This window comes from Thiorhodospira sibirica ATCC 700588, from assembly GCF_000227725.2.
Lineage (GTDB): Bacteria > Pseudomonadota > Gammaproteobacteria > Ectothiorhodospirales > Ectothiorhodospiraceae > Thiorhodospira > Thiorhodospira sibirica.
In genome coordinates, this window is sequence record NZ_MU255056.1 from 1,660,902 (window position 1) to 1,681,311 (window position 20,410).

Consider the following 20,410-nt stretch of genomic DNA (forward strand, 5'->3'; position numbering starts at 1 on the left):
ATGCTTGAATATACCTTGATGACGGCCTATGCCATTTTAAGCCTTGCGCTGGTGCTGGCCTTTATCCGTCTGGTGATTGGGCCTTCGCTGCCGGATCGGGTGGTGGCCCTGGAGCTGATTGCCTCGTTGATGATCGGCTTTATCGCCATTTATACCCTGTCTAGCAAAGCCACCGCCTTTTTGGATGTGGCGATGGTGCTGGCCTTGACCGCATTTTTAGCGGCGGTAGGCTTTGCCCGTCTGCTGGAAAAAGGAGCGCATCGTGATGCTGACTGAAATCCTGATTAGCCTGCTGGTGTTACTGGGGGCCTTGTTTATGCTGGTGGCCGCGCTGGGCGTGTTGCGGATGCCCGATCTGACCATGCGCCTGCACGCCACCACCAAGGCCGGGGTGCTGGGCGTGGGGTTGATCATGCTTGGCCTGGTGATTTATTTCATGAATCTGGGGGTGAGTGCCCGCGCCTTGGCGATTGTCGGTTTTACCATGCTGACCTCGCCGATTGCCGCGCACGTCATGGGCCGTGCGGGCTATGTCACGGGCGTGCCGATGTGGCAGCACAGCATCAAAGATGAGCTCAAAGGCCGCTACCACCCGCACACCCATGAACTGGCCAGTCATGCCCCGCCAGCCGACGCGCAGGCCCCACACGATGGCCACTGAAACCCCGCCGCTGCGGGTACATCTGCTGTATGAACACAACGCCGACCAACAACCGCACGGTTGCAGTGTCATCCGCTGGCTCCGCCCACTGCGCCATCCAAGCATTGCCGCCGCGCTGGAAGTGACCGCCGGGGTCGCTCTGCCCGCAACGCCGGTGGACATCCTCATCATTGAACGTCTGTGGGCACCGCATTTTACCCTTGCCAAGGCGCGCCAGCTGATGCAGGCGGCGCGTCAGATCGCGGGACGCTGCCTATATACCCTGGATGATAATCTGCTGGATCTGCATCTGGATCAAAACTGGCAGAGCTACCCCAGTGATGAGGAGCGCAATATTATCCGCTATCTGGCCCGCGAGGCCGATGCCCTGATTGTTTCTACGCCAGCGTTGGCAGCGCGCATGGCCGGTTTTAACGCACAGATTCATGTACTCCCTAATGCCCTGGATGAGGGATTATTTGCGGATGCCGCCGCCGCACCGCCGGATGCCGACCTGCCTGCCGCGACGCACGCGGCGCAGGCAGGTGCGTCGTGGCAGGCAGGCAAACCGCAAAAACGGCGGCTTGGCTATATGGGAACGCCCACGCATTTTGCCGATCTGATGCTGGTTTATGAGCCCTTGCGGGCTTTTTTGCACGACGATGCCCAAACGGAGTTGCAGATCCTGGGCATCTCCCAAAACCCTGAGCAAATCCAGGCCCTGTTTGCCGACCTGCCGGTGCGCGTGCTGGATACTCAGGGGGCTGTTTCCTATGAGGCCTTTGTGGCCTGGTGCGTTGACCATCTGCGCTGGGATTTTGCCATCGCGCCCCTGGAAGATAACCCCTTTACCCGCTGTAAATCAGACATCAAGTTTTTGGATTACGCCCTGCTGGGGATTCCCGGCATATACAGCCAGGTTGGGCCGTATGCACACAGCATACGCCACGAGTCCACCGGTTTGCTGGTACACAACCAGCCCGACGCCTGGCAGACGGCGCTGCATCGGCTGGCCACTGACGCTGCGCTACGCACACACATCCGTACCCAGGCCCATGCCGAGGTCAAGGCGCAGCGCACCCTGCAAACCCAGGCCAGCCAATGGCTAAACACCCTTAAAGCGCTGTAGACGTCGCGGCATTTTCCCAATGCCGCTGGTTAAGCCTGTTGCGCGTCGCCTTCCTGCCTGCCGCGACGCACGCGGCGCAGGCAGGTGCCAGCGCAACCTTGCGGATTGCCCCACACACGGATGCCACTGCTTGCCATCGCTTTTTTGCTCGGCGTCACTGCGCTGCATCAGCAAGCGAGTTTGCCGCCGCTGGCCTGGGCCTTTAGCCTGCTGGCTCTGGCACCCTTGCTGTGGCATCGCTGGGGGCGCGTGCTGTGGATGCTTGTTGCCGGATTTATCTGGGCCTTGTGGCATGTGCATGGGATCTATGGGCCAGCACTGGACCCCGCACTGGAAGGCATTGACCTCCACATCACCGGCGTGGTGCGCGGCATTCCCCAACAGCGGCAACGCGCCACCGTCTTTGCCTTTGAGATCACCGACAGCCGCAGCGAACTTAACAGCCCCTTGCCCAGGCAGGTACGTTTGAGCTGGTATGGCGTCGCCCCGGCGATTCACAGCGGCCAGCACTGGGCATTGACGGTGCGCCTGAAGCGCCCCAGCGGAATGCGCAATCCCGGTGGCTTTGACCATGAGCGCTGGCTGTTTCAGCAAGGCTATGCGGCGACGGGTTCGGTACGCAACCCCGGCGAGGCGCAGCGATTGCCGCTGGACCCGCCCGCTAAAACGATGGTCGATCGTCTGCGCGCCTCCCTCATAGACACCCTGCAGACGGCCTTGCCGGATGCGCACTATCGCGGCATTATCCTGGCCCTTTCCGTGGGTTATCGCGGCGAGATCACGCAAGCGCAATGGCAGACGCTGACCAGCACCGGCACCAACCATCTGCTGGCCATTTCCGGTTTGCATGTGAGCCTGTTGGCGGGAATCGGCTATCTGCTGACGGCCACCGTGTGGCGTTTTGCACTCACCCCGCTGTGTTTATGGCTGCCTGCCCAGCGGGCCGGATTGCTGGGAGCCTTGGCATTTGGCTTTGCCTATGCCCTGCTGGCGGGTTTTGCCATTCCCACCCAACGCGCCCTGATCATGCTCAGCGTTGCCTTGATTGCGCTGTGGTTTGGACGTGGGCGCCAACCCTGGAATGTCCTCTCGCTGGCGCTAATGGCAGTGTTGCTATGGGACCCGCGTGCGGTGCTGGCGGGGGGCTTCTGGCTGTCTTTTGCGGTGGTGGCGATCATCCTCTATGGCCTGGGTGGACGTACCCAGCAAGCGGGTAAAATTCGCACCGCCTGGCAGGTTCATTGGGTCAGTGCGGTAGGGGTGATTCCATTGACCATTCTGTGGTTTCAGAGCGCCTCGCTGATCTCGCCACTGGCCAATCTGGTTGCGGTTCCCTGGGTCAGTTTTTTAGTGGTGCCAGTGGTGCTCATGGGCGTACTGGTGGTGCATATTCATGAAGCCCTGGGGATTGGCCTGCTGACCTTGGCCGATGCGTTGATCTGCTGGTTGTGGTGGTTCATGGAATGGCTTGAATCCTGGCCGGGCGCGCATTATTACCTGGATGCCCCGCTGGGAGCTTTGCTGCTGGGCCTGCTGGGGGTGCTCTGGCTGTTGGCCCCCAAAGGCATGCCCGCCCGCTGGCTGGGTCTGGTCATGTTGCTGCCGGTGGTGTTTGTGCAGCGTGACTTGCCCCAGCACGGTGAGTTTCGTTTGATCATGCTGGACGTGGGGCAAGGGCTGGCAATGGTGGTCAAAACCCGCCAGCACACCCTGGTTTATGATACCGGGCCAATGTTCAGTGCGTCTTTTGATACCGGAGCAGCTGTGGTGGTGCCATATCTGCGTTATGCCGGACGTGCCCATATCCACCGCCTGCTGATCAGTCATGGCGATAGCGATCACAGCGGGGGTACGCAGTCGGTGCTGGATCAGATAGCACGCGTGGATAGCCTGTGGAGTCGCGATCTGCAGCAGTTTGTTCACCCCGATCATCAGCTCTGCCTGCAGGGGCAACACTGGCAGTGGGATGGCGTTGCGTTTACGGTCTTGCATCCCCCGCCGGGCTGGGGCAATGACAATATGTCGTCTTGCGTGGTGCTGATTCAGGGGCCGGGCGGCTCGCTGTTACTGACCGGAGATCTGGAATCGCTGGGCGAGACGGTGATGTGGCGTCATTACCGTGAACAGCTGGCGGTGGATGTATTGCAGGTTGCCCATCATGGCTCGCCTCATGCCACCCGCGAGGCCCTGCTCAACTGGGTACAGCCGCAGTGGGCCTTGATCAGCGCAGGCTATCGCAGCCGCTTTGGCCATCCGCATCCCGAAACCCTGGCGCGTCTTGAGGCCGTCGGCGCACAAACCCTGGACACCGCCACCCAAGGCGCCATCGAAGTGCGCTTTGTGCCTGAACGCGGGGTGCAGGTCTTACCGGGCTACCGTATCCGCACACAACGCCATTATCATCGTGAATAGGTCGGCTTTAACGTGTTGATTTACGATTGCTCCTTGCTGCGACGGCTAGAAGCCGCCGCCACGTCAAAAACACCCCTCCTTCAATCGTGCGCCCTGTGCTTTACCTGCCTGCCGCGACGCAGGCAGGTGGGATGGTATTCGATCCGCGTTCACTTTGTTTCGGAAAGTCGCAGTCCGCCAGCGCCCGATTCCGCCCTTGTTCCTTGGCTTGGTAAAGCGCGGCATCCGCCCGCTTCAAAAGCTCTTTCGGGCTGTCGTCCTGCAATTCATCCGTCGGAACCAAGGTCGCTACGCCGATGCTGGCGGTGACATGGCCGTAGGGCGACAGCGCGTGGGGAATCGCCAGCTGTTCCAGTTTCTGACAGATCCGCGTGGTCAGGCTCAGGGCCGCTTGGCGGTCGGTGGCCGGGGCGAGCAGGACAAACTCTTCACCACCGTAGCGCGCGGCCAGATCACCAGCGCGACAGGCGGCGTCAGCAACGACTCGCGCCACCTGACACAGACAGTCATCACCGGCCTGATGGCCGTAGTGGTCGTTGTACTTCTTGAACCAGTCCACATCGAGCAGCGCCACCGACAACGGTGAGCCGCTGCGCTGGGCGCGGTTCCATTCGTGCTGAAACACCTCATCGAAGCGGCGCCGGTTGGCGATTCCGGTCAGACCGTCGGTGTTGCTCAGGGCGGATAGACGCGCGTTCGCCGCTTCCAGTTCGCGGGTGCGCTCGGCGACTTTTTGCTCCAGCGTGTGGGTGTATTCCGCCTTCTCGGCGTATAACTGCGCATTGGTGATGGCAATGGCCGCCTGACCGGACAATAGCTGGAGAAATTCAATGCGATCCGCCGTGAAAGCGCCAGTCGTGATGCTGTTTTCGAGATACACGATAGCGACCGGCTTCCCTTGATTGAGTAAGGGATAACACAGGACAGAGAGCGGTTTGCTGGACTGAATGTACGGATCATGGACAAACCGCCCCGTACCGGCAGCGTTGTCGAGCACGACGCTTTCGAGCGTGCGTGCGACATAGTTGACAATGGATTCCGGCACGGCGGTAACACCAGACTCCGCACCAACAGCAATCGAAAAAGGCCCGAAGCTGCCGTCCTCGGCAGGCGTATGCAGCAGCAGGCATCCCGTGCGGGCGCCCGCGTTCTCCAAAAGGATCGCCATGAGTCTTTGCAGCAGCCGATCCAGGACAATTTCACCAGCGATGGCGCGGGACGCTTTCATGATGGCCGAGAGATCGAGAGATGCCGCGCTGGCCCTGGCATCGTTCGTATTGCGAGCGACCTGGAACGCATAAGGACTGAAGCTTGCTGGAAGCTGTGGAGACTGAAAGAAGCGCGGGTACTCGGTCTCCAGTTGCTTGACTTTCCGGATGGCGCCCCATTGCGCGTAGCAATATCGGGCTTCCAGCAGGTAGGCTCGCGCGCTGGCCTCTTTACCCCACGCGAGATAGAACTTGCCGGCCAGTTCGTTGGCCAGGGCTTCTTCCTGGATGTAGAGTTGTTCGTGGGCGCCGCTGATGGCGAGATCGTAGAGCTCGCTCGCCTCAATGCGACGACCGGCTACGCGATGCCGCTCCGCTTCGACGAGTTGCCATTTGTGCAAATAGTTCATGGGGGCATGCTGCGCCCAAAACCAAAGCTCGTCCTGGGATTTCGCCACGCGCTGTCGGTACGTTTCGGAACTGAGGTAGGGTGGTTGCACCGCATCCGCATCGGCGCGCGGCGCCAGCGCGATCAGAGACGCATAGAAATAGAGACCGGCTTCGAAATTGAAGCCTGCGGCACTGCCGATATAGTGTCTGGCCTGCTCGGCGTCGGCTTGAGCGAGCGCGTAGTTACCTAACAGGTACCGCAGCATCATGCGATGCACATAAAAGCCGGCCATGCGCAAGAAATCCCCCGATGCCTGCGCCTGAGCCACGAGCTGTTCTTCGTCAGCCTGCCGGTCGAATACGAGGGCAACATGCTTGGGATTATCCAGCAACGATACCGCTGTCTCCCAGTAGTTCAGGCAGTAGTTTGCCGCCGTCACTTGATTCAGGTCGAGACAATGCTGGCGATAGGCGCTGATCTGTGGTTCGATCTCGGACAGTGGCTTGCCGGACCAAAGCGCGTGCTGGGAAAATGCCTGCGCATTGTAACCGGCGTACTCCAGATTGCCTGTTTCCAGCGCCGTTTCATAGCCCGCTTGAAAAATCGGCAGCGTCTCACGCAAGTGAACCGAGCGATGATATAAGCAGATTCCGACCACATTATAGGTCGCGGCGCGGACGCTTTTCGCCTCATCCTGCGAGGCCATATTCAGTGCGAGCCGGCTAAAGCGGGAGGCGGTCGCGACATCACGCGCCACATTCGCAAGAATCACGGCGTAACACGCAAAATTGAACGCTGAGGCAGGCGTATGACCATGACGAAGCGTAAAATTGACCTGCAAAGCGTACAGCAGGGGCAGAAGAGAAGTTCCCACCTGGAAAGAGGCGGCGAAGATGCTGGCGATAATCCGCACGACGGCGATGGTTTTGCGGTCGGTCATGGGCGGGAGGCGGGAAAGCTCCTCGATCGACTGGTCCCCGATTAACCGGGAGACCTCCTGGATCGCCTGTTGAATATCCTCGCCGGTTGGGTTCTCGGGAAACTGCACGCCCAGCTCGTTCAGTATCGCTAATGCCGTGGATATGGCTTCGACCGGCTGGTTTCTGGACACCAGTGCCTGGATCTTAACGATGGCGCTGTCGATTTGGTCCAGTACATCCCTGGAATGAGCACCGATCGCAGCGATGACTTGATCCATTCGGTCGTTATCGCCTGTCAAGGACGCCATTTCCGCTGCAAGGTCGTGCAATGCCAGGGCGAGTGCGTAGTGCTGATGCCAGCCATCGTCGCCCAATACCTTCAGACCGATTGCCGCATACGCGCTCGCGGCTGGGTAGGCGGCGGCCGCTCTCGCCTTTTTGCAGGCCAGGAGATTGAGCCGCGCCAGCTCGACGCGTTCGTTCGGGTCGTCGATCAGCCGGAGACAACGATTCAGTTGCTCAACGATGGCAAAGACAGCGTTTTCTCTTTCTGCCCAAGACACCTGCGCGAGCAATGACCGGCCGATTTGATAATGGCGTGTTGCCTGATCCTGTTCCGGGATCAGTGAATAGGCCGCCTGCTGGATGCGATCATGACCGAATTTATAATCCAGGATGAGCAGATCCTCGTTCGGCGGCGATCGCGATACCACCAGCCCCTGGTTCATTGCCAACCGAAGATCCGCACCCACATCTGCGGCGCTGCGATCCAGGACGGTTGACAGGGTTGACAGATCGAATTTCACCCCCTGGCAGGCCGCGAAGGCCAGCAGCCTCTGAACGGATACCGGCAGCTTCCGCAGCCGTCCGACCATGAGATCCACGACATTGTCGCTGAGTCCCATGGCATGGATCCGTTCGAGATCCCAAGTCCACCGGTTGTCGGATGCGACGAAGCGCAGCAGTTCCTCGCCATGAAGACGCTTCAGGAACTCCTTGACGAAAAATGGATTGCCATCCGTCTTGCGCATCACTAAATCAATCAGTTCCCGACTCTCCTCGATCGACCGATGCAGCGTCTCGGCGATCATTTGCCCAACGTGCGCGGAATCCAGCGGCCTCAAAAAGAGCTGTTCGACGGCGATGTTTTTGCGGCGCGCCTGCTCGATCAACAGCATGAGGGGATGGCTTGCAGAGACTTCATTGTGCCGGTAGGCGCCGATCAGCAGGCAATGCGTGATGCGACGGTCTTCAAGGAGTCGCTCGATCAAACTCAGTGTCGCCAGATCCGCCCACTGCAGATCGTCAAGGAACATCACCAACGGCTGGTCGGCGCGGCAAAATACTCCGATAAATCGCTGTAAAACCAGATTAAACCGGTTCCGTGACTCGACGGATCCCAACTCGGGTACGGGAGGCTGCTTGCCGATAATCAATTCCAGGGCCGGAATCACATCGACCAGCAACTGTCCGTTCACGCCCAGCGCTTCCGTCAAGTCCGCCCGCCATTGCATCAGTACCGACTCCGGCTCGCTCAGCAGCTTTTTAACCAAATCTGTGAACGCGTCGATGACTGCGGTATAGGGCGTCGTGCTTTTGAACGGGTCGAATTTTCCTGAGACAAAGCGCGCTCGCCGCTCGGTGATGGGTCGGTAGAGTTCCTGAACCAAACAGGACTTCCCGATGCCGGAGTATCCCGTAACCAGCACCCATTGGGCGCCGTGCCAAGCGGGTGACGACCGCTCTCCGGCAAGGTCTACAGCAGCGGACTCCGACGCTGCGGCTCCACCGGCCATGCGCTCGAACGCATCAACGAGCGCGGCGCGTTCGTGGCGGCGTCCATAGAGCTTTTGCGGAATCTGAAACTGGCCGGAGATGTCCTTTGTGCCCAGTGGGAACGAAGTGATCCGTGCGTCTTTTTCCCATTGAACCAGGCATTCCGACAAATCCGCTTGCAGTCCGCTGGCGCTTTGATAACGATCCTCCGCGTTCTTCGCCATGAGCTTCATGACGATATCAGACAGTGCGGCAGGAAAATCCCCGGAATCCGCGTCGTCACCCCGGAGTCGACGCCGGTGGAGAGGCACAGGTTCTCTGGCGATATGACAATGCACCAACTCCATCGGGTCGGTGCTGACAAAGGGCGGAGCGCCCGTCAACATTTCATAGAAAGTCGCGCCCAGCGAATAGAAGTCCGAGCGATAATCCAGGGTGCGATTCATGCGTCCGGTCTGTTCCGGGGACAGATAAGGGAGGGTTCCTTCCAATTCCCTCGGCGCCTTGAGCAAGGGCGTCTCTCGGTCGAGTTGGGTGGCAATGCCCAGATCAATGATTTTGACCACCCCGGTCGCCGGGTTGACGACAATATTGGACGGATTAATATCCTTGTGAATGATATGGTGCGCGTGCAACTGCTTGAGGCCCTCCGCTATTTTCAGGGCCAAAGGGAGGAATTCGCCGAGTGTCAACGGCTGTTTGCGTTGCGCAAGCCACTGTCCGATGGCTATCCCGCCAACATCTTCCAAGATGATAACGAAGCTCTTCCGTTGCTCCTCTAGAGCGTAAGCCCGAATGACATTCGGCGATTGCAGCGACCCAATGAGCTGATACTCCTGCCGGTAGCGGCGGATTTGCTCGGGCGTTGGGTATGGCGACTTGAGCTTTTTCAACACCACGGGCTGGTTGTCCGCAACCCGTATAGCGCGATAGACCTCCGAGTTGTCGCCACTGTGCAGAAGTTTCAAATTCGCGTAGTTGGCAGTCATGTGAGTTTTTTCCGGCAATGTTGATCAAGCCCGCACCAGCCGCACCCATTGCCGCTTCACACTGTCGAGCCGAATAAACTGTGCGCAACCCGGCACATTGTGCAGGCGTTCCAGGATGGCGGCTTCATTCTACCAGCAGCAGTTTCTAACCCAAAGATAAAAGCCCGTATAATGGTCCTAGGTGTAAGCTCTGATTATTCTGCTTTGTCTGCGTGCCAGCCACCGAAAACCAGTCACTTTTAGCGAGATGTGAACCCTGCATGACCCTAGTGCCTAAGCCCAAAAGCATACTTGCGATTGATGATAATCCAGAGAATCTGGATGTGGTCAGGGCCGCCCTGAGCGCAAACTATATCGTCAAGGCGGCGACCAATGGCTTGCTTGCGCTCAAAATCGCCCAAAGCCAGCGACCGGATTTGATCTTGCTAGACATCATGATGCCTTCCATGGATGGCTATGAGGTCTGCCGCCGCCTCAAAGAACACCCAGATACTCGCGATATCCCCGTCATTTTTCTCACCGCACGGGGCGGGGTGCAGGATGAAACTCGAGGTTTTTCGCTGGGTGCGGTGGACTACATCTCCAAGCCGATCAATGCGGCCATCCTGCATGCGCGGATTCAGACGCATATCGCCTTGCACGAGGCCAAGCGTCGTCTGGAAGCGCAAAACCAGGCTCTGATTGAAGCGGCACAGATGCGCGAGGATATTGAGCGCGTCATGCGCCATGATCTTAAATCGCCACTGAACAGTATCATCGGCACCCCGCAGCTATTGCTGATGGACGATAATTTGACACTTGAACAGCGTGAGATGGTCAAAGACATCGAGGAAGTGGGCTGGCGCATGATGAATATGATCAATATGTCGCTGGTTTTGCTGAAAATGGAATACGGCATTTATGAACCACAGCTGGCTGAAGTGGATCTGCTCAAAGTGCTGCGTGATGTGCTGAATGATGAGCGCTTCTGGCAACAGGGACGTGATATTCAGGTACACATCTTGCTTAATGAACAGCCAGTGACTGCCGAGGACCAAATCATGATGTTCTCGGAGGAGTTAGTCTGTTATTCGATGCTGGCGAATCTGTATAAAAATGCTCTGGAGGCCTCACCTAACGGCGCGGTGATTGACATCGCATTCACGGAACAGCGAGATACCCTCGAGATTCGCATCCGCAATGCGGGCGAAGTCCCCGAGACGATCCGGGCGCGGTTTTTTGAAAAATTTGTCACCGCCAACAAACCCAACGGCACCGGGCTTGGGACCTATTCAGCCCGTTTGATTGCCAAGGCACTGGGCGGAGCGATTGCCCTAGATTGCAGCCAGGAAGGACACACCATTATCCACATCACCTTGCCTAAAACCACCAGCGAGCGCTAGTGCGGAGGTTTTTTTGCCATGAAGATACTTATTACCGGCGGTACCGGATTTATCGGGCGACACCTGGCCAATCGTTGGGCGGCCCAGGGACACGCGGTGATTGTGCTCAGTCGTCAGGCCCAGGCGCCCGGTGCAGCTGGGCTGCACCCGCAGGTGCGCATCCTGGCATGGGATGGCGTTAGTGCGCAGGGCTGGGGGAGTGAGCTTGAGGGTGCCGATGCCATTGTCAACCTGGCTGGCGCAAATATCGCCGGCGAGGGCTTGTTGCCAACCCGCTGGAGCGCGGAGCGTAAAGATTTGATTACCCGCTCGCGGGTGGCAGCAGGACAGGCCGTGGTGCAGGCCATCACTGCTGCTACCGTCAAACCGCGTGTTTTGCTGCAGGCCTCGGGGATTGATTATTATGCCGCGCAGCCTTCCATGGAGTTGCCGCCGGTCAATGAAGACTCCCCACGCGGGGAAGGCTTTCTTGCCGAGGTCTGTGCGCAGTGGGAGCAGGCCACCGCGCCTGTTGAAATCTTGGGGGTGCGCCGTGTCATCATGCGCACCGGGGTGGTGCTCAGTGACAACGGGGGTGCGCTTCCACGCATGGCTTTGCCGTTTCGCTTCTTTGCCGGTGGCACCCTGGGCAATGGGCAACAGCCGGTATCGTGGATTCATCTGGAGGATCAGCTCGGTGCCATAGAATTTCTGCTCGCGCAGGAGGCAGCCCACGGCGCGTTTAATCTGTGTGCCCCGCATCCGTTGAGTAATGCCGCCTTCATGCGGGAACTCGGACGTGCGCTACACCGCCCTGCCCTGCTACCGGCTCCGGCCCTTGCACTTAAACTGGCCCTGGGCGAGATGTCTACCCTGCTGCTCAGTGGACGCCGCGCCCTTCCCCAGCGATTACTGGATATGGGCTATGTCTTTCGCTATCCGACGGCAGACACAGCGCTTGCTGCCCTCTATGCCCCGTGATATTACGCCGTGTGTTGTTTAAACCATCTCACGCCCCCGCGCAGGGTGCGGCTTAAGGCCGCACCCTGCGCGGTTTATGTTGCACCCGTGTGTAAATTGCCCAGCCACATCATGCACAGACACAGGACTACGCCCCCGCATATGCTTTCCCGCTTACTGATTGTTGTTTGCGCCCTGTGGATGCTTGGCGGATGTACAGCCAGCCCACCGGCGCGCCCCACCGATGATACTCCGCCAGCCCCCTTGCTAACATCGCCCCTGCCCATCTTCTACGATGCGGTTCCCGACGACGATGTATTTGCCAATCTGCTCTATGAATTGCTGGTGGGCGAGATTGCCGGTCATCTCGGACAGCTGGACATTTCCGTGGAACATTATCTGCGCGCCGCGCAGCTCAGTCATGAGCCCCAAGTGGCAGAACGCGCCACCCGCATCGCTCTCATTGCCGGGGCGGCGGATCTGGCCATCGAAGCCGTACAGCGCTGGCTGGTACTGGCCCCGGAGAATCTGGATGCGCGTCAGGTTTTAGCGGCCTTGCTGGTCAACGAAGGCCGGCCCGAGGAGGCACTCGGGCACCTGGAATACCTGATGCAGCGGGTGCAACAGGTTGAGGATAATGGCTTTGGTCTGGTCGCCAGTCTGCTCAGTCGCAGCCAGGATGCCCGCGCCGCCACCCAGGCCATGCGCCTGCTGGCACAGCGCTATCCCAATGATATCCGCGCCTATCTGGCACTGGCTAATCTGGCGGCACACCATCAAGACTATGCCGGCGCCCTACTGGCTGCAGAGCAGGCCCTGCGCATCCATCCGCAGTCGATGCCCGCCCGCATGATCAAAGCGCGTGCCTTAAGTGAAACCGGTCAGGCCGCTGCGGCGCTGGAATCCCTGCAACGCCTGCTCCAGGATCATCCCGATAACCATGAACTGCGTATGACCTATGCACGGATGCTGTTGCGTGAGCGGCGTTTTGACGAGGCTCAGACCGTATTTAGCACGCTGATCCAACGCCGTCCGCACGACAGCGACCTCATCTACACCCTGGCTTTGCTGCATATTGAAGCGGAACAGTATCAAAGCGCCGAGCGCCTGCTGCGCCAGCTTCTGGAACTGCGCGTGCATGAACAGGAAGCGCGCTACTATCTGGGACGCATTGCCGACATCACGGGGCGGCCTGCACAGGCACTGCAATGGTATGAGCGGGTCAGCGATGGTGATTACTGGCTGGAAGCCCATAGCCGTGCTGCCACCCTGCACGCCCAGGCCGGACGGTTGCATACTGCCCGTGAGCGCTTTGAGCGGCTGCGCTTTGAAAGCGTCCACTCTGATGAAACCGTGCGCCTGTATCTGCTGGAGACGCAAATTCTGCGTGATCAGCGCGCCTATGCAGAGGGCATGACGCTGCTCAACGAGGCGCTGGAGTTCTACCCCGACGATCCGCAACTGCTGTATGCCCGCGCCTTGATGGCCGAGCGCCTGGACCGCCTGGACATCCTTGAAGCCGATTTGCGCACCATTTTGGCCCAGGATCCCGACAATGCCGCTGCGCTCAATGCCCTGGGCTATACCCTGGCGGATCGCACCGATCGCTATCAGGAGGCCTACGGCTATATCATCCGCGCCTATGAACTGGTTTCCGATGATGCCGCGATCACCGACAGTCTGGGCTGGGTGCTGTTTCGTCTGGGGCGCCTGGATGAGGCTGAAATCTACTTACGCCGGGCCCATGCCATGCTTGAAGATGCCGAAATCGCCAGCAATCTGGCCGCACTTTTGTGGGCACGCGGTCACTATGACGAGGCGTGGGAGATTTTGCGCACCGCCCTGGAAGCCGATCCTGCGCATGAACGTCTGTTACGCCTGCAACGGCAGTTCAGCCACGATGAATAAGGCGCTGCTGCTGTTGCTGTGGCTGGGCATCTGGCTGACGGGCTGCACCACATTGCCACCGCTGTCAAATGAAGATCAGGCCGACCGTTGGCAAGACCGCCAGGCCGAACTTCTCCAGCTACAACACTGGGTCATTCATGGGCGCATTGCCTTGCGCCATGAAGATGAACAATGGCATGCCAATGTGCGCTGGCGTCAGGATCAGGCCGAGTTTGATATTCAACTCTTTGGCCCTTTCGGGCGCGATATTGCCCGGATTCAGGGCAATAGCGAAGGCGTCACCCTGCGCACCGGCGAAGGCGAGCACTACCTGGCCCGCCATGTCGATGAACTCACCCAGCAGGTGCTCGGCTGGCCCCTGCCCGCCGCCGGGCTACGCTACTGGATCCTGGGCCATCCCCTGCCCACCGCTGAGCACACGCTCAAGCTCGGCGCCCAGGGACAGCTTGAATCCCTGTACCAATCGGGTTGGGAGATTCGTTATGAGCGCTACAATGACGCCCCTTTGCCGCTGCCACAGCGGATGCGTCTGCAGTATGAAAACATCTACCTGCGCCTGCTGATTGACGAATGGCATCTGCAACCAGACGCCCCGCCGTTCAACCCTAACTTCGGCGTCTAAGGTTTTTTATGGGCACAGAATTTGACGTGATTGCCGCATACTTTGATTTGCCCAGCTCGCGTGAGGATGTGCTGCTGGGGGTGGGGGATGATGGGGCTGTGTTGCGGGTGCCGCCGGGGTATGTGCTGGTGGTAAGCACCGATACCTTGGTCGCCGGGGTGCATTTCCCCCAGGATACCCCGGCGCAGGCGATTGGCCACAAAGCCTTGGCGGTGAATCTAAGCGATCTGGCAGCGATGGGAGCGCAACCCGCCTGGGTCACGTTAGCGCTGACCTTGCCTGCAGCAGATCGTGCCTGGATCAGTGGCTTTATGCAGGGCTTTCGCGGCCTGCTGGAGCAGGAGGGGGTGGCGCTGGTCGGCGGGGATACCACCTGCGGGCCTTTGTCAATTACTGTGCAAGCCTTGGGATGGGTCGAACCGGATAAGGCGCTCAGACGCGATGCCGCCCGCCCGGAGGAGTTGATCTTTGTCACCGGCACCCTCGGTGATGCGGCGGCGGGCTTACACTGCTGGCAACAGGGCATTCAAACGCCACACAGTCCCGCCCTGATTGAGCGCCTGTGCTATCCCACGCCGCGCTGTGCGCTGGGGACACAGTTGCACGCCTACGAGGTGCGGGCAGCCATTGATATCTCGGATGGTTTATGTGCGGATCTGGGGCATATTCTCAAAGCCTCTGCGCTGGGGGCTACCCTGTATCTGGAACATCTGCCCCTGTCGGCGGCGCTACAGGCCCATTTACACCAGCATCCCGTGGCGCTTGAACAGTATCCCGCCCTCAACGGCGGTGATGATTATGAACTTCTGTTCACTGCCCCCGCGCCGGCTGAGAAAGATTTGCGCCGCCTTTGCACCGCCTTACAGATTCCACTGACCTGCATCGGCCATACCCACACCACCCCCGGTTGCCTGCTGCAAACGCCTGACGGTAGGCATATAAGCCTAAGCCGCCGGGGCTATGAGCATTTTGCGCCTGCCTGCTGAGACCACGCCCTGCGTCTTCCCTGTCCATGACAGTGAAAGCGGCAAAGTATCGGTTATACTAACCGCCAACAATATCCCCATGGCCTCACCCCTCATAAGCGCGCCGCACGGTGCGTGAGGGCCGTATATGGAAGGTAGTGCGGCCTGCTGATGCCAAAAGGGACATGATTATCATTTTTATTTATTACCACTGTCCTGAGTCTTAAAACATGCCCGAGATGACACAAGAACATGGTGTTGACAGCGCGGATATACCCTCCAGGGAGCTGCCGACGGTGGTCGGAATCGGGGCATCGGCAGGCGGCATTGAGGCGCTAAGCCGGTTGCTGCGCGCCTTGCCGGAAAACACCCATTTCAGCTATGTCATCGCGCAGCATTTGTCCGCCGAACACCCCAGCATGTTGACTGATATTTTAGGGCGCGAGACCCAGTTGCCGGTGATGGAACTGGAAGACGGCTTTGCGCCTGCGCCCAATACCATCTACATCACGCCGGCAGCGGCAAATGTCCTGTTTGAAGAAGGGATTTTTCGGCTCAAGGAAACCACCGTCCGGGGAACGCCCAAGCCTTCCATTGATCTACTGTTTCGCAGCCTCGCCATGGATCTGGGCGAGCTGGCCATTGGGATTGTGCTGTCTGGCACCGGCACCGATGGCGCAGAGGGCGTGAAGGCCATCAAGCAGGCGGGGGGTTATGTGCTGGTGCAAAGCCTGGACACCGCCAAATATACCGGGATGCCGCAAGCAGCGGCGGATACCGGCGTGGCTGACGAGATATTGCCCCCTGAAGGCATTGGGGAGGCCCTGACGCGCTTAAATCAGCATTTGCCCACGCCAACCGCTTTGTCTTCTTTGCCGCAAAATCTGGGCAAGCACACCGAGCTTGAGCGCATTGTGCGTCTGGTGCGTACCCGTACCGGGGTGGATCTGGGGCTCTATAAAGAAGCGACGATGTTGCGCCGTTTGCAGCGCCGTTTGCATGAAAGCAATGCCGCCTCCTTGGGTGAATATCTGGATCTGCTTGAGCATCGCCTTGATGAAGCCGAGGCGTTGGTCAATACGCTGCATATCGTAGTCACCAGCTTTTTTCGTGATACCGAGGCCTTCAATGCGCTCAGTACCTTCATTCAATTGATTGTGCAGCGCAAACCCACGGATGAGGCCCTGCGTATCTGGATTGCGGGATGCGCCACCGGCGAGGAGGCCTATTCCGTGGGGATGCTGGTGCTGGAAGCCATGCGCGAACAGACCAAGCACCTCAAAGTACAAATCTATGCCACCGATGTGGATCTGGATGCGCTGGCCACTGCCCGGCGCGGGGTCTATTCCAGCAGCGCCATTGAGTTACTGGATCGTGCCCTGTTGCAGCGCTATTTTCACAAGATCAAGGATTGCTATCAGGTCAATCAGGTGTTGCGTGAGCTGATCGTTTTTGCCAAACACGACCTGATCAAGGATCCGCCCTTCTTGCATCTGGATATGGTGAGCTGTCGCAATCTGCTGATCTATTTTAAAAACGATATTCAAGGGCGCGTTCTGGAAACCTTCCATTACGCCCTGCGCAGTTATGGCTATCTGTTTTTGGGGCGTTCTGAAACCACGCATTGTCGTGAAACCTTGTTTGTCACCGTCTCCAAGCCGGCCAAGCTGTACCAGCGTAAGCCGGGTGATTCCAGCTATATTCCCCCAATCCAGCGCCTGGGTAACGGTGGCGGGGCAGCCAGCGCCACGGCCATAGAACAGCGCAGCCCAGGGATTTTGGAGCGCATTCTGGATTCCTTGCAGCAAAGCTATGTGCCGCCGGGTCTGTTGCTGGATGAGCGTCTGGATATTCGGCGGATTTTGGGCAAAGGTGGTCAGTATCTGCGTCACAAAGAAGGCCAGACCAGCTTAAACGCGGTGGAGCTGATACCCAAGCATCTCGGGCTGGATCTGCGGGCGCTGGTGGCCAAGTCCAAGCGATCCGGGATGCCGGTGCATGGGCGCACGGTGAAATATCGGCTGGACACCGAGGAAGTGGCGGTGCGCCTCGTGGTGAGGCCGCTGGTGGATGATAGCGCCGAGCTACTGTATCTGGTGCTGTTTGAACCGCAAAACCTGAGTGTGCCGGTTGCCGACCATTCGGCCTCGCTCGGACCGGCGGATGAAGACAGTGTGCGCGCCCTGGAGCACGAGCTGGCCGCCACCCGCGAACATCTGCAAACGGTGGTGCAGGAGCTGGAAACCACCAATGAAGAACTGCAATCGACCAACGAGGAACTGCAATCGGCCAACGAGGAGCTGCAATCGACCAATGAAGAGCTGGAAACCTCCAACGAGGAATTGCAAGCCACCAACGAGGAACTGTCTACAGTCAATCAGGAACTGCAAGGCCGCTCCGAGCAATTGGCCCTGGTCAACAGCGACCTGCAAAACATCAAAGACAGCCTGCCCTATCCGATCATTGCCATCGACAGCCATTTATGCGTCAAGCACTTCAATCAGGAAGCACAGCGCATTTTCAATCTGAACAATGAGGATATGGGCAAAAATGTGGCGACGCTGCAGGCACTGGTCAGCGTCTCTGGTCTGGTTGAGCGTCTGGATCAGGTGATTCGCTCAAGCCAGCCCTTTGAACAGCAAATCAGCGCCCCCGGCGATTATCTGATGCGCATTCAACCGTATGCGGGCACCAAGCATCACGGGGCGGGGGCGATTCTGACCTTTTGGGATAATGCCGAGATCATCAAAACCCAAAACGAACTGCGCGAAAGTGAGAACCGTCTGCAGCAAATCCTCAACCACTCGCCGTTATGGGATTATGTCAAGGACCGGGGTGGGCGCTATCTGTTGATCAATCGACGAATGCTGGAGGTCATCGGTTATCAGGCCGCCGAGGTCATTGGACGGGTGGATGAGGAGCTGTTTAGCCCCGAGATCACCCGCATTTTTCGCCAGGCCGACCATCAGGCGCTGACCAGTGAAAAAGTGGTTGAAATCGAGCATTGCCTGCACATCGGCGGCAAGGACGTGATCCTGCTGGCCTCGCATTTCACCTTGCGCGATGCTGCCGGCATTGCCTATGCGGTGTGTATGAAAGCCCTGGATATCACCGCCCGCAAAGCCAATGAGATGCTGGTCAACCTGCAATCACAGGCCCTCAATGCCAGCGCCAATGGCATTGCCATCACTGCGGGTACCAACGACTTCCCCATTATCTATGTCAACAAAGCCTTCAGCAGCATTACCGGCTACACGCTGGAAGAGTCCAAAGGACGCAGCTTTGGCTTTTTATTCGAGGCGCTGGCAGACGATCAGGCCCCGGCCCTGGCGAATATTCATCTCGGCATGCAAAACGGCAAGGTCGTGCATACCCTCGTGCGCAGTCGGCACAAAAATGGCACGATTTTCTGGAATGAGTTATCCATTTACCCCATTACCGACGAGCACGCCCGGATCAGTCATTTTGTCGCCGTGCAAAATGATGTCTCCGAACAGGTCAAAGCCCGTCACGAGCTGGCAGAAAATGAACGCCGCCTGCGCCATGCCCAGTTGTATGCCCAGGTATGGAGTTTTGAGTGGGATATCGAAGAAGACCGCTTCCACTCGCTCAACATCGCCAATGACATCTTCGGCCAGATCGAGGCCATTCAGATCCCTAATCTGCGCAGCTTTTTGCGCCTGCTGCATCAGGACGACCGCCACAGCGTCTATAGCGCCATGATCGCCTGTCGCGATGGCAAGGCCGATGCGCTGGATATTGAATACCGCCTGCACGATGATCTGCTGGGTGATCGCTGGCTGCATACCCGGGCGGCGGTGGATTGTGAAAACGGACGCCAGCGCAAGCTGTTAGGGTTGACCCAGGACATCACCGAGCGCAAGCTGGGCGAGCTGCATCTGGCCGCCGCCCGCGATGAAGCCGAAAAGGCGAACCGGGCAAAAAATGAATTTCTCTCGCGCATGAGCCACGAATTGCGCACTCCGCTCAATGCCATCTTGGGTTTTGCCCAGTTGCTGGAGGTCGATGAGCAGCAAAGCGAGACGCACCGTGATTCCATTCAGGAAATCCTGCGTGCCGGTTGGCATCTGTTGGCGCTGATCAACGATATTCTGGATCTGTCACGGCTGGAAACCGGGCGTCTGGAGGTACAGCGGGAGCTTGTCGATACCAAATCGGTGATTGAGGAATGTATCAGCGCCTTGATGCCGACCACGCGCCCGCGCCATATCAGCATCAGCAAGGAGCTGGATGCAGGTATGCTGGTGTGGGCGGATCGCACCCGCCTTAAACAGGTGCTGCTCAATATTATCTCCAATGCCATCAAATACAACCGCGACCAGGGCACGGTGGTGATTCGCTCCAAACCCGGCAAAAACGGTAATGCCTACATCATCATTGCCGACAGCGGCATCGGCATGAGCGAAGAGCAGACCAAGCGTCTGTTCCAGCCTTTTGAGCGTTTGGGCCGGGAGATGTCGGAGGTAGACGGTGTTGGTATCGGTCTGTCATTATCCCAGCAGCTACTGGATATGATGCATGGCACGGTGCAGGTAGAAAGCACGCCCGGCAAAGGCAGCGTTTTCACGGTGATGCTGCCCTTACATGATGAGGTTGACGATGCGGGGTACGGTGGCATGATCGTGCCCCCGCCGCCTGTGCCTGCTGAAGCGGGCGAGGTACCGGCACTAAGCCATGATAATTTCATCAAAGTCCTTTATATTGAAGATAATCCGGCCAATTTAATGGTGATGCGCCGTCTCATGGACAGTCATCCCAATATTGCGCTGGCCGAGGCCAACACCGGGCGGCTGGGGATTGAGTTGGCGCTGGCCACACAGCCACAGCTGATTTTGCTGGATTTGCATTTGCCGGACATGACCGGCTTTGAGGTCCTTAAGCGGTTGCGCGCCGAGCCAGAATGTACGCACACGCCGATCATCGCGGTGAGTGCCGATGCCGGGGTGAGCCGGATAAAAGAGGCTTTGGGCATTGGCTTTGATGATTATGTGGTCAAACCCTTTCGCCTGGCTGATCTCGAACGTGCCGTGTTAAAGTTTTCCAGGCCGTAAAGCACCGCTGGGCGTGTCTGTCCAGGGGCCCGCAACTCCAAGGAAGCGCTAAACGTG

General features: G+C 58.5%; 11 protein-coding genes. 10 read left to right on the forward strand and 1 reads right to left on the reverse strand.

Features of this window, described 5'->3' with window-relative positions; translation table 11 throughout:
• The 4 genes from THISIDRAFT_RS07920 to THISIDRAFT_RS07935 all read left to right on the forward strand — a co-directional run bounded on the left by THISIDRAFT_RS07920 (nucleotide 1) and on the right by THISIDRAFT_RS07935 (nucleotide 4,181).
• Nucleotides 1-276: a monovalent cation/H+ antiporter complex subunit F gene (locus THISIDRAFT_RS07920; protein ID WP_006786610.1), complete on the forward strand. Its 276-nt coding sequence runs from the start codon at nucleotides 1-3 to the stop codon at nucleotides 274-276.
• Nucleotides 269-661 (forward strand): monovalent cation/H(+) antiporter subunit G, encoded by a 393-nt coding sequence (gene mnhG / locus THISIDRAFT_RS07925; protein ID WP_040851610.1) that lies wholly within the window; start codon nucleotides 269-271, stop codon nucleotides 659-661. Before THISIDRAFT_RS07920 ends, mnhG begins: the two co-directional genes overlap by 8 nt.
• A complete protein-coding gene (locus THISIDRAFT_RS07930; protein WP_006786608.1) occupies nucleotides 651-1,769 on the forward strand; it encodes a glycosyltransferase family protein in 1,119 nt (372 codons plus the stop codon). The genes mnhG and THISIDRAFT_RS07930 overlap by 11 nt, the downstream gene beginning before the upstream one ends.
• Before the next feature lie 120 nt (nucleotides 1,770-1,889).
• Nucleotides 1,890-4,181, forward strand: coding sequence for a DNA internalization-related competence protein ComEC/Rec2 (locus THISIDRAFT_RS07935; RefSeq protein WP_006786607.1), 2,292 nt, complete (start codon nucleotides 1,890-1,892; stop codon nucleotides 4,179-4,181).
• 100 nt (nucleotides 4,182-4,281) lie between these two features.
• Here THISIDRAFT_RS07935 and THISIDRAFT_RS07940 read toward each other — a convergent pair whose 3' ends face one another.
• Complete coding sequence (locus THISIDRAFT_RS07940) at nucleotides 4,282-9,465, reverse strand: diguanylate cyclase (RefSeq protein ID WP_006786606.1); 5,184 nt, start codon at nucleotides 9,463-9,465, stop codon at nucleotides 4,282-4,284.
• A 260-nt stretch (nucleotides 9,466-9,725) separates the two neighbouring features.
• Between THISIDRAFT_RS07940 and THISIDRAFT_RS07945 the strand changes: the two genes are divergently transcribed.
• The 6 genes from THISIDRAFT_RS07945 (at nucleotide 9,726) to THISIDRAFT_RS07970 (ending at nucleotide 20,353) form a co-directional block, all read left to right on the forward strand.
• Nucleotides 9,726-10,847: a hybrid sensor histidine kinase/response regulator gene (locus THISIDRAFT_RS07945; RefSeq protein ID WP_006786605.1), complete on the forward strand. Its 1,122-nt coding sequence runs from the start codon at nucleotides 9,726-9,728 to the stop codon at nucleotides 10,845-10,847.
• Between the two features lie 18 nt (nucleotides 10,848-10,865).
• Nucleotides 10,866-11,807: a TIGR01777 family oxidoreductase gene (locus tag THISIDRAFT_RS07950; RefSeq protein ID WP_006786604.1), complete on the forward strand. Its 942-nt coding sequence runs from the start codon at nucleotides 10,866-10,868 to the stop codon at nucleotides 11,805-11,807.
• A gap of 141 nt (nucleotides 11,808-11,948) precedes the next feature.
• Nucleotides 11,949-13,694: a tetratricopeptide repeat protein gene (locus tag THISIDRAFT_RS07955; protein WP_006786603.1), complete on the forward strand. Its 1,746-nt coding sequence runs from the start codon at nucleotides 11,949-11,951 to the stop codon at nucleotides 13,692-13,694.
• Nucleotides 13,687-14,316 (forward strand): lipoprotein insertase outer membrane protein LolB, encoded by a 630-nt coding sequence (gene lolB / locus THISIDRAFT_RS07960; protein ID WP_006786602.1) that lies wholly within the window; start codon nucleotides 13,687-13,689, stop codon nucleotides 14,314-14,316. Before THISIDRAFT_RS07955 ends, lolB begins: the two co-directional genes overlap by 8 nt.
• Before the next feature lie 8 nt (nucleotides 14,317-14,324).
• A complete protein-coding gene (thiL, locus tag THISIDRAFT_RS07965) occupies nucleotides 14,325-15,302 on the forward strand; it encodes a thiamine-phosphate kinase (protein ID WP_006786601.1) in 978 nt (325 codons plus the stop codon).
• Between the two features lie 209 nt (nucleotides 15,303-15,511).
• Nucleotides 15,512-20,353, forward strand: coding sequence for a chemotaxis protein CheB (locus tag THISIDRAFT_RS07970; protein WP_006786600.1), 4,842 nt, complete (start codon nucleotides 15,512-15,514; stop codon nucleotides 20,351-20,353).
• Nucleotides 20,354-20,410 lie beyond the last annotated feature (57 nt).

Coding starts and splice junctions, on each gene's coding strand:
- THISIDRAFT_RS07950 (WP_006786604.1), top strand. CDS start 10,866: ATGAAGATACTTATTACCGGCGGTACCGGATTTATCGGGCGACACCTG.
- THISIDRAFT_RS07970 (WP_006786600.1), top strand. CDS start 15,512: ATGCCCGAGATGACACAAGAACATGGTGTTGACAGCGCGGATATACCC.
- THISIDRAFT_RS07930 (WP_006786608.1), top strand. CDS start 651: ATGGCCACTGAAACCCCGCCGCTGCGGGTACATCTGCTGTATGAACAC.
- THISIDRAFT_RS07935 (WP_006786607.1), top strand. CDS start 1,890: ATGCCACTGCTTGCCATCGCTTTTTTGCTCGGCGTCACTGCGCTGCAT.
- THISIDRAFT_RS07955 (WP_006786603.1), top strand. CDS start 11,949: ATGCTTTCCCGCTTACTGATTGTTGTTTGCGCCCTGTGGATGCTTGGC.
- THISIDRAFT_RS07940 (WP_006786606.1), bottom strand. CDS start 9,465: ATGACTGCCAACTACGCGAATTTGAAACTTCTGCACAGTGGCGACAAC.
- THISIDRAFT_RS07920 (WP_006786610.1), top strand. CDS start 1: ATGCTTGAATATACCTTGATGACGGCCTATGCCATTTTAAGCCTTGCG.
- thiL (WP_006786601.1), top strand. CDS start 14,325: ATGGGCACAGAATTTGACGTGATTGCCGCATACTTTGATTTGCCCAGC.
- THISIDRAFT_RS07945 (WP_006786605.1), top strand. CDS start 9,726: ATGACCCTAGTGCCTAAGCCCAAAAGCATACTTGCGATTGATGATAAT.
- lolB (WP_006786602.1), top strand. CDS start 13,687: ATGAATAAGGCGCTGCTGCTGTTGCTGTGGCTGGGCATCTGGCTGACG.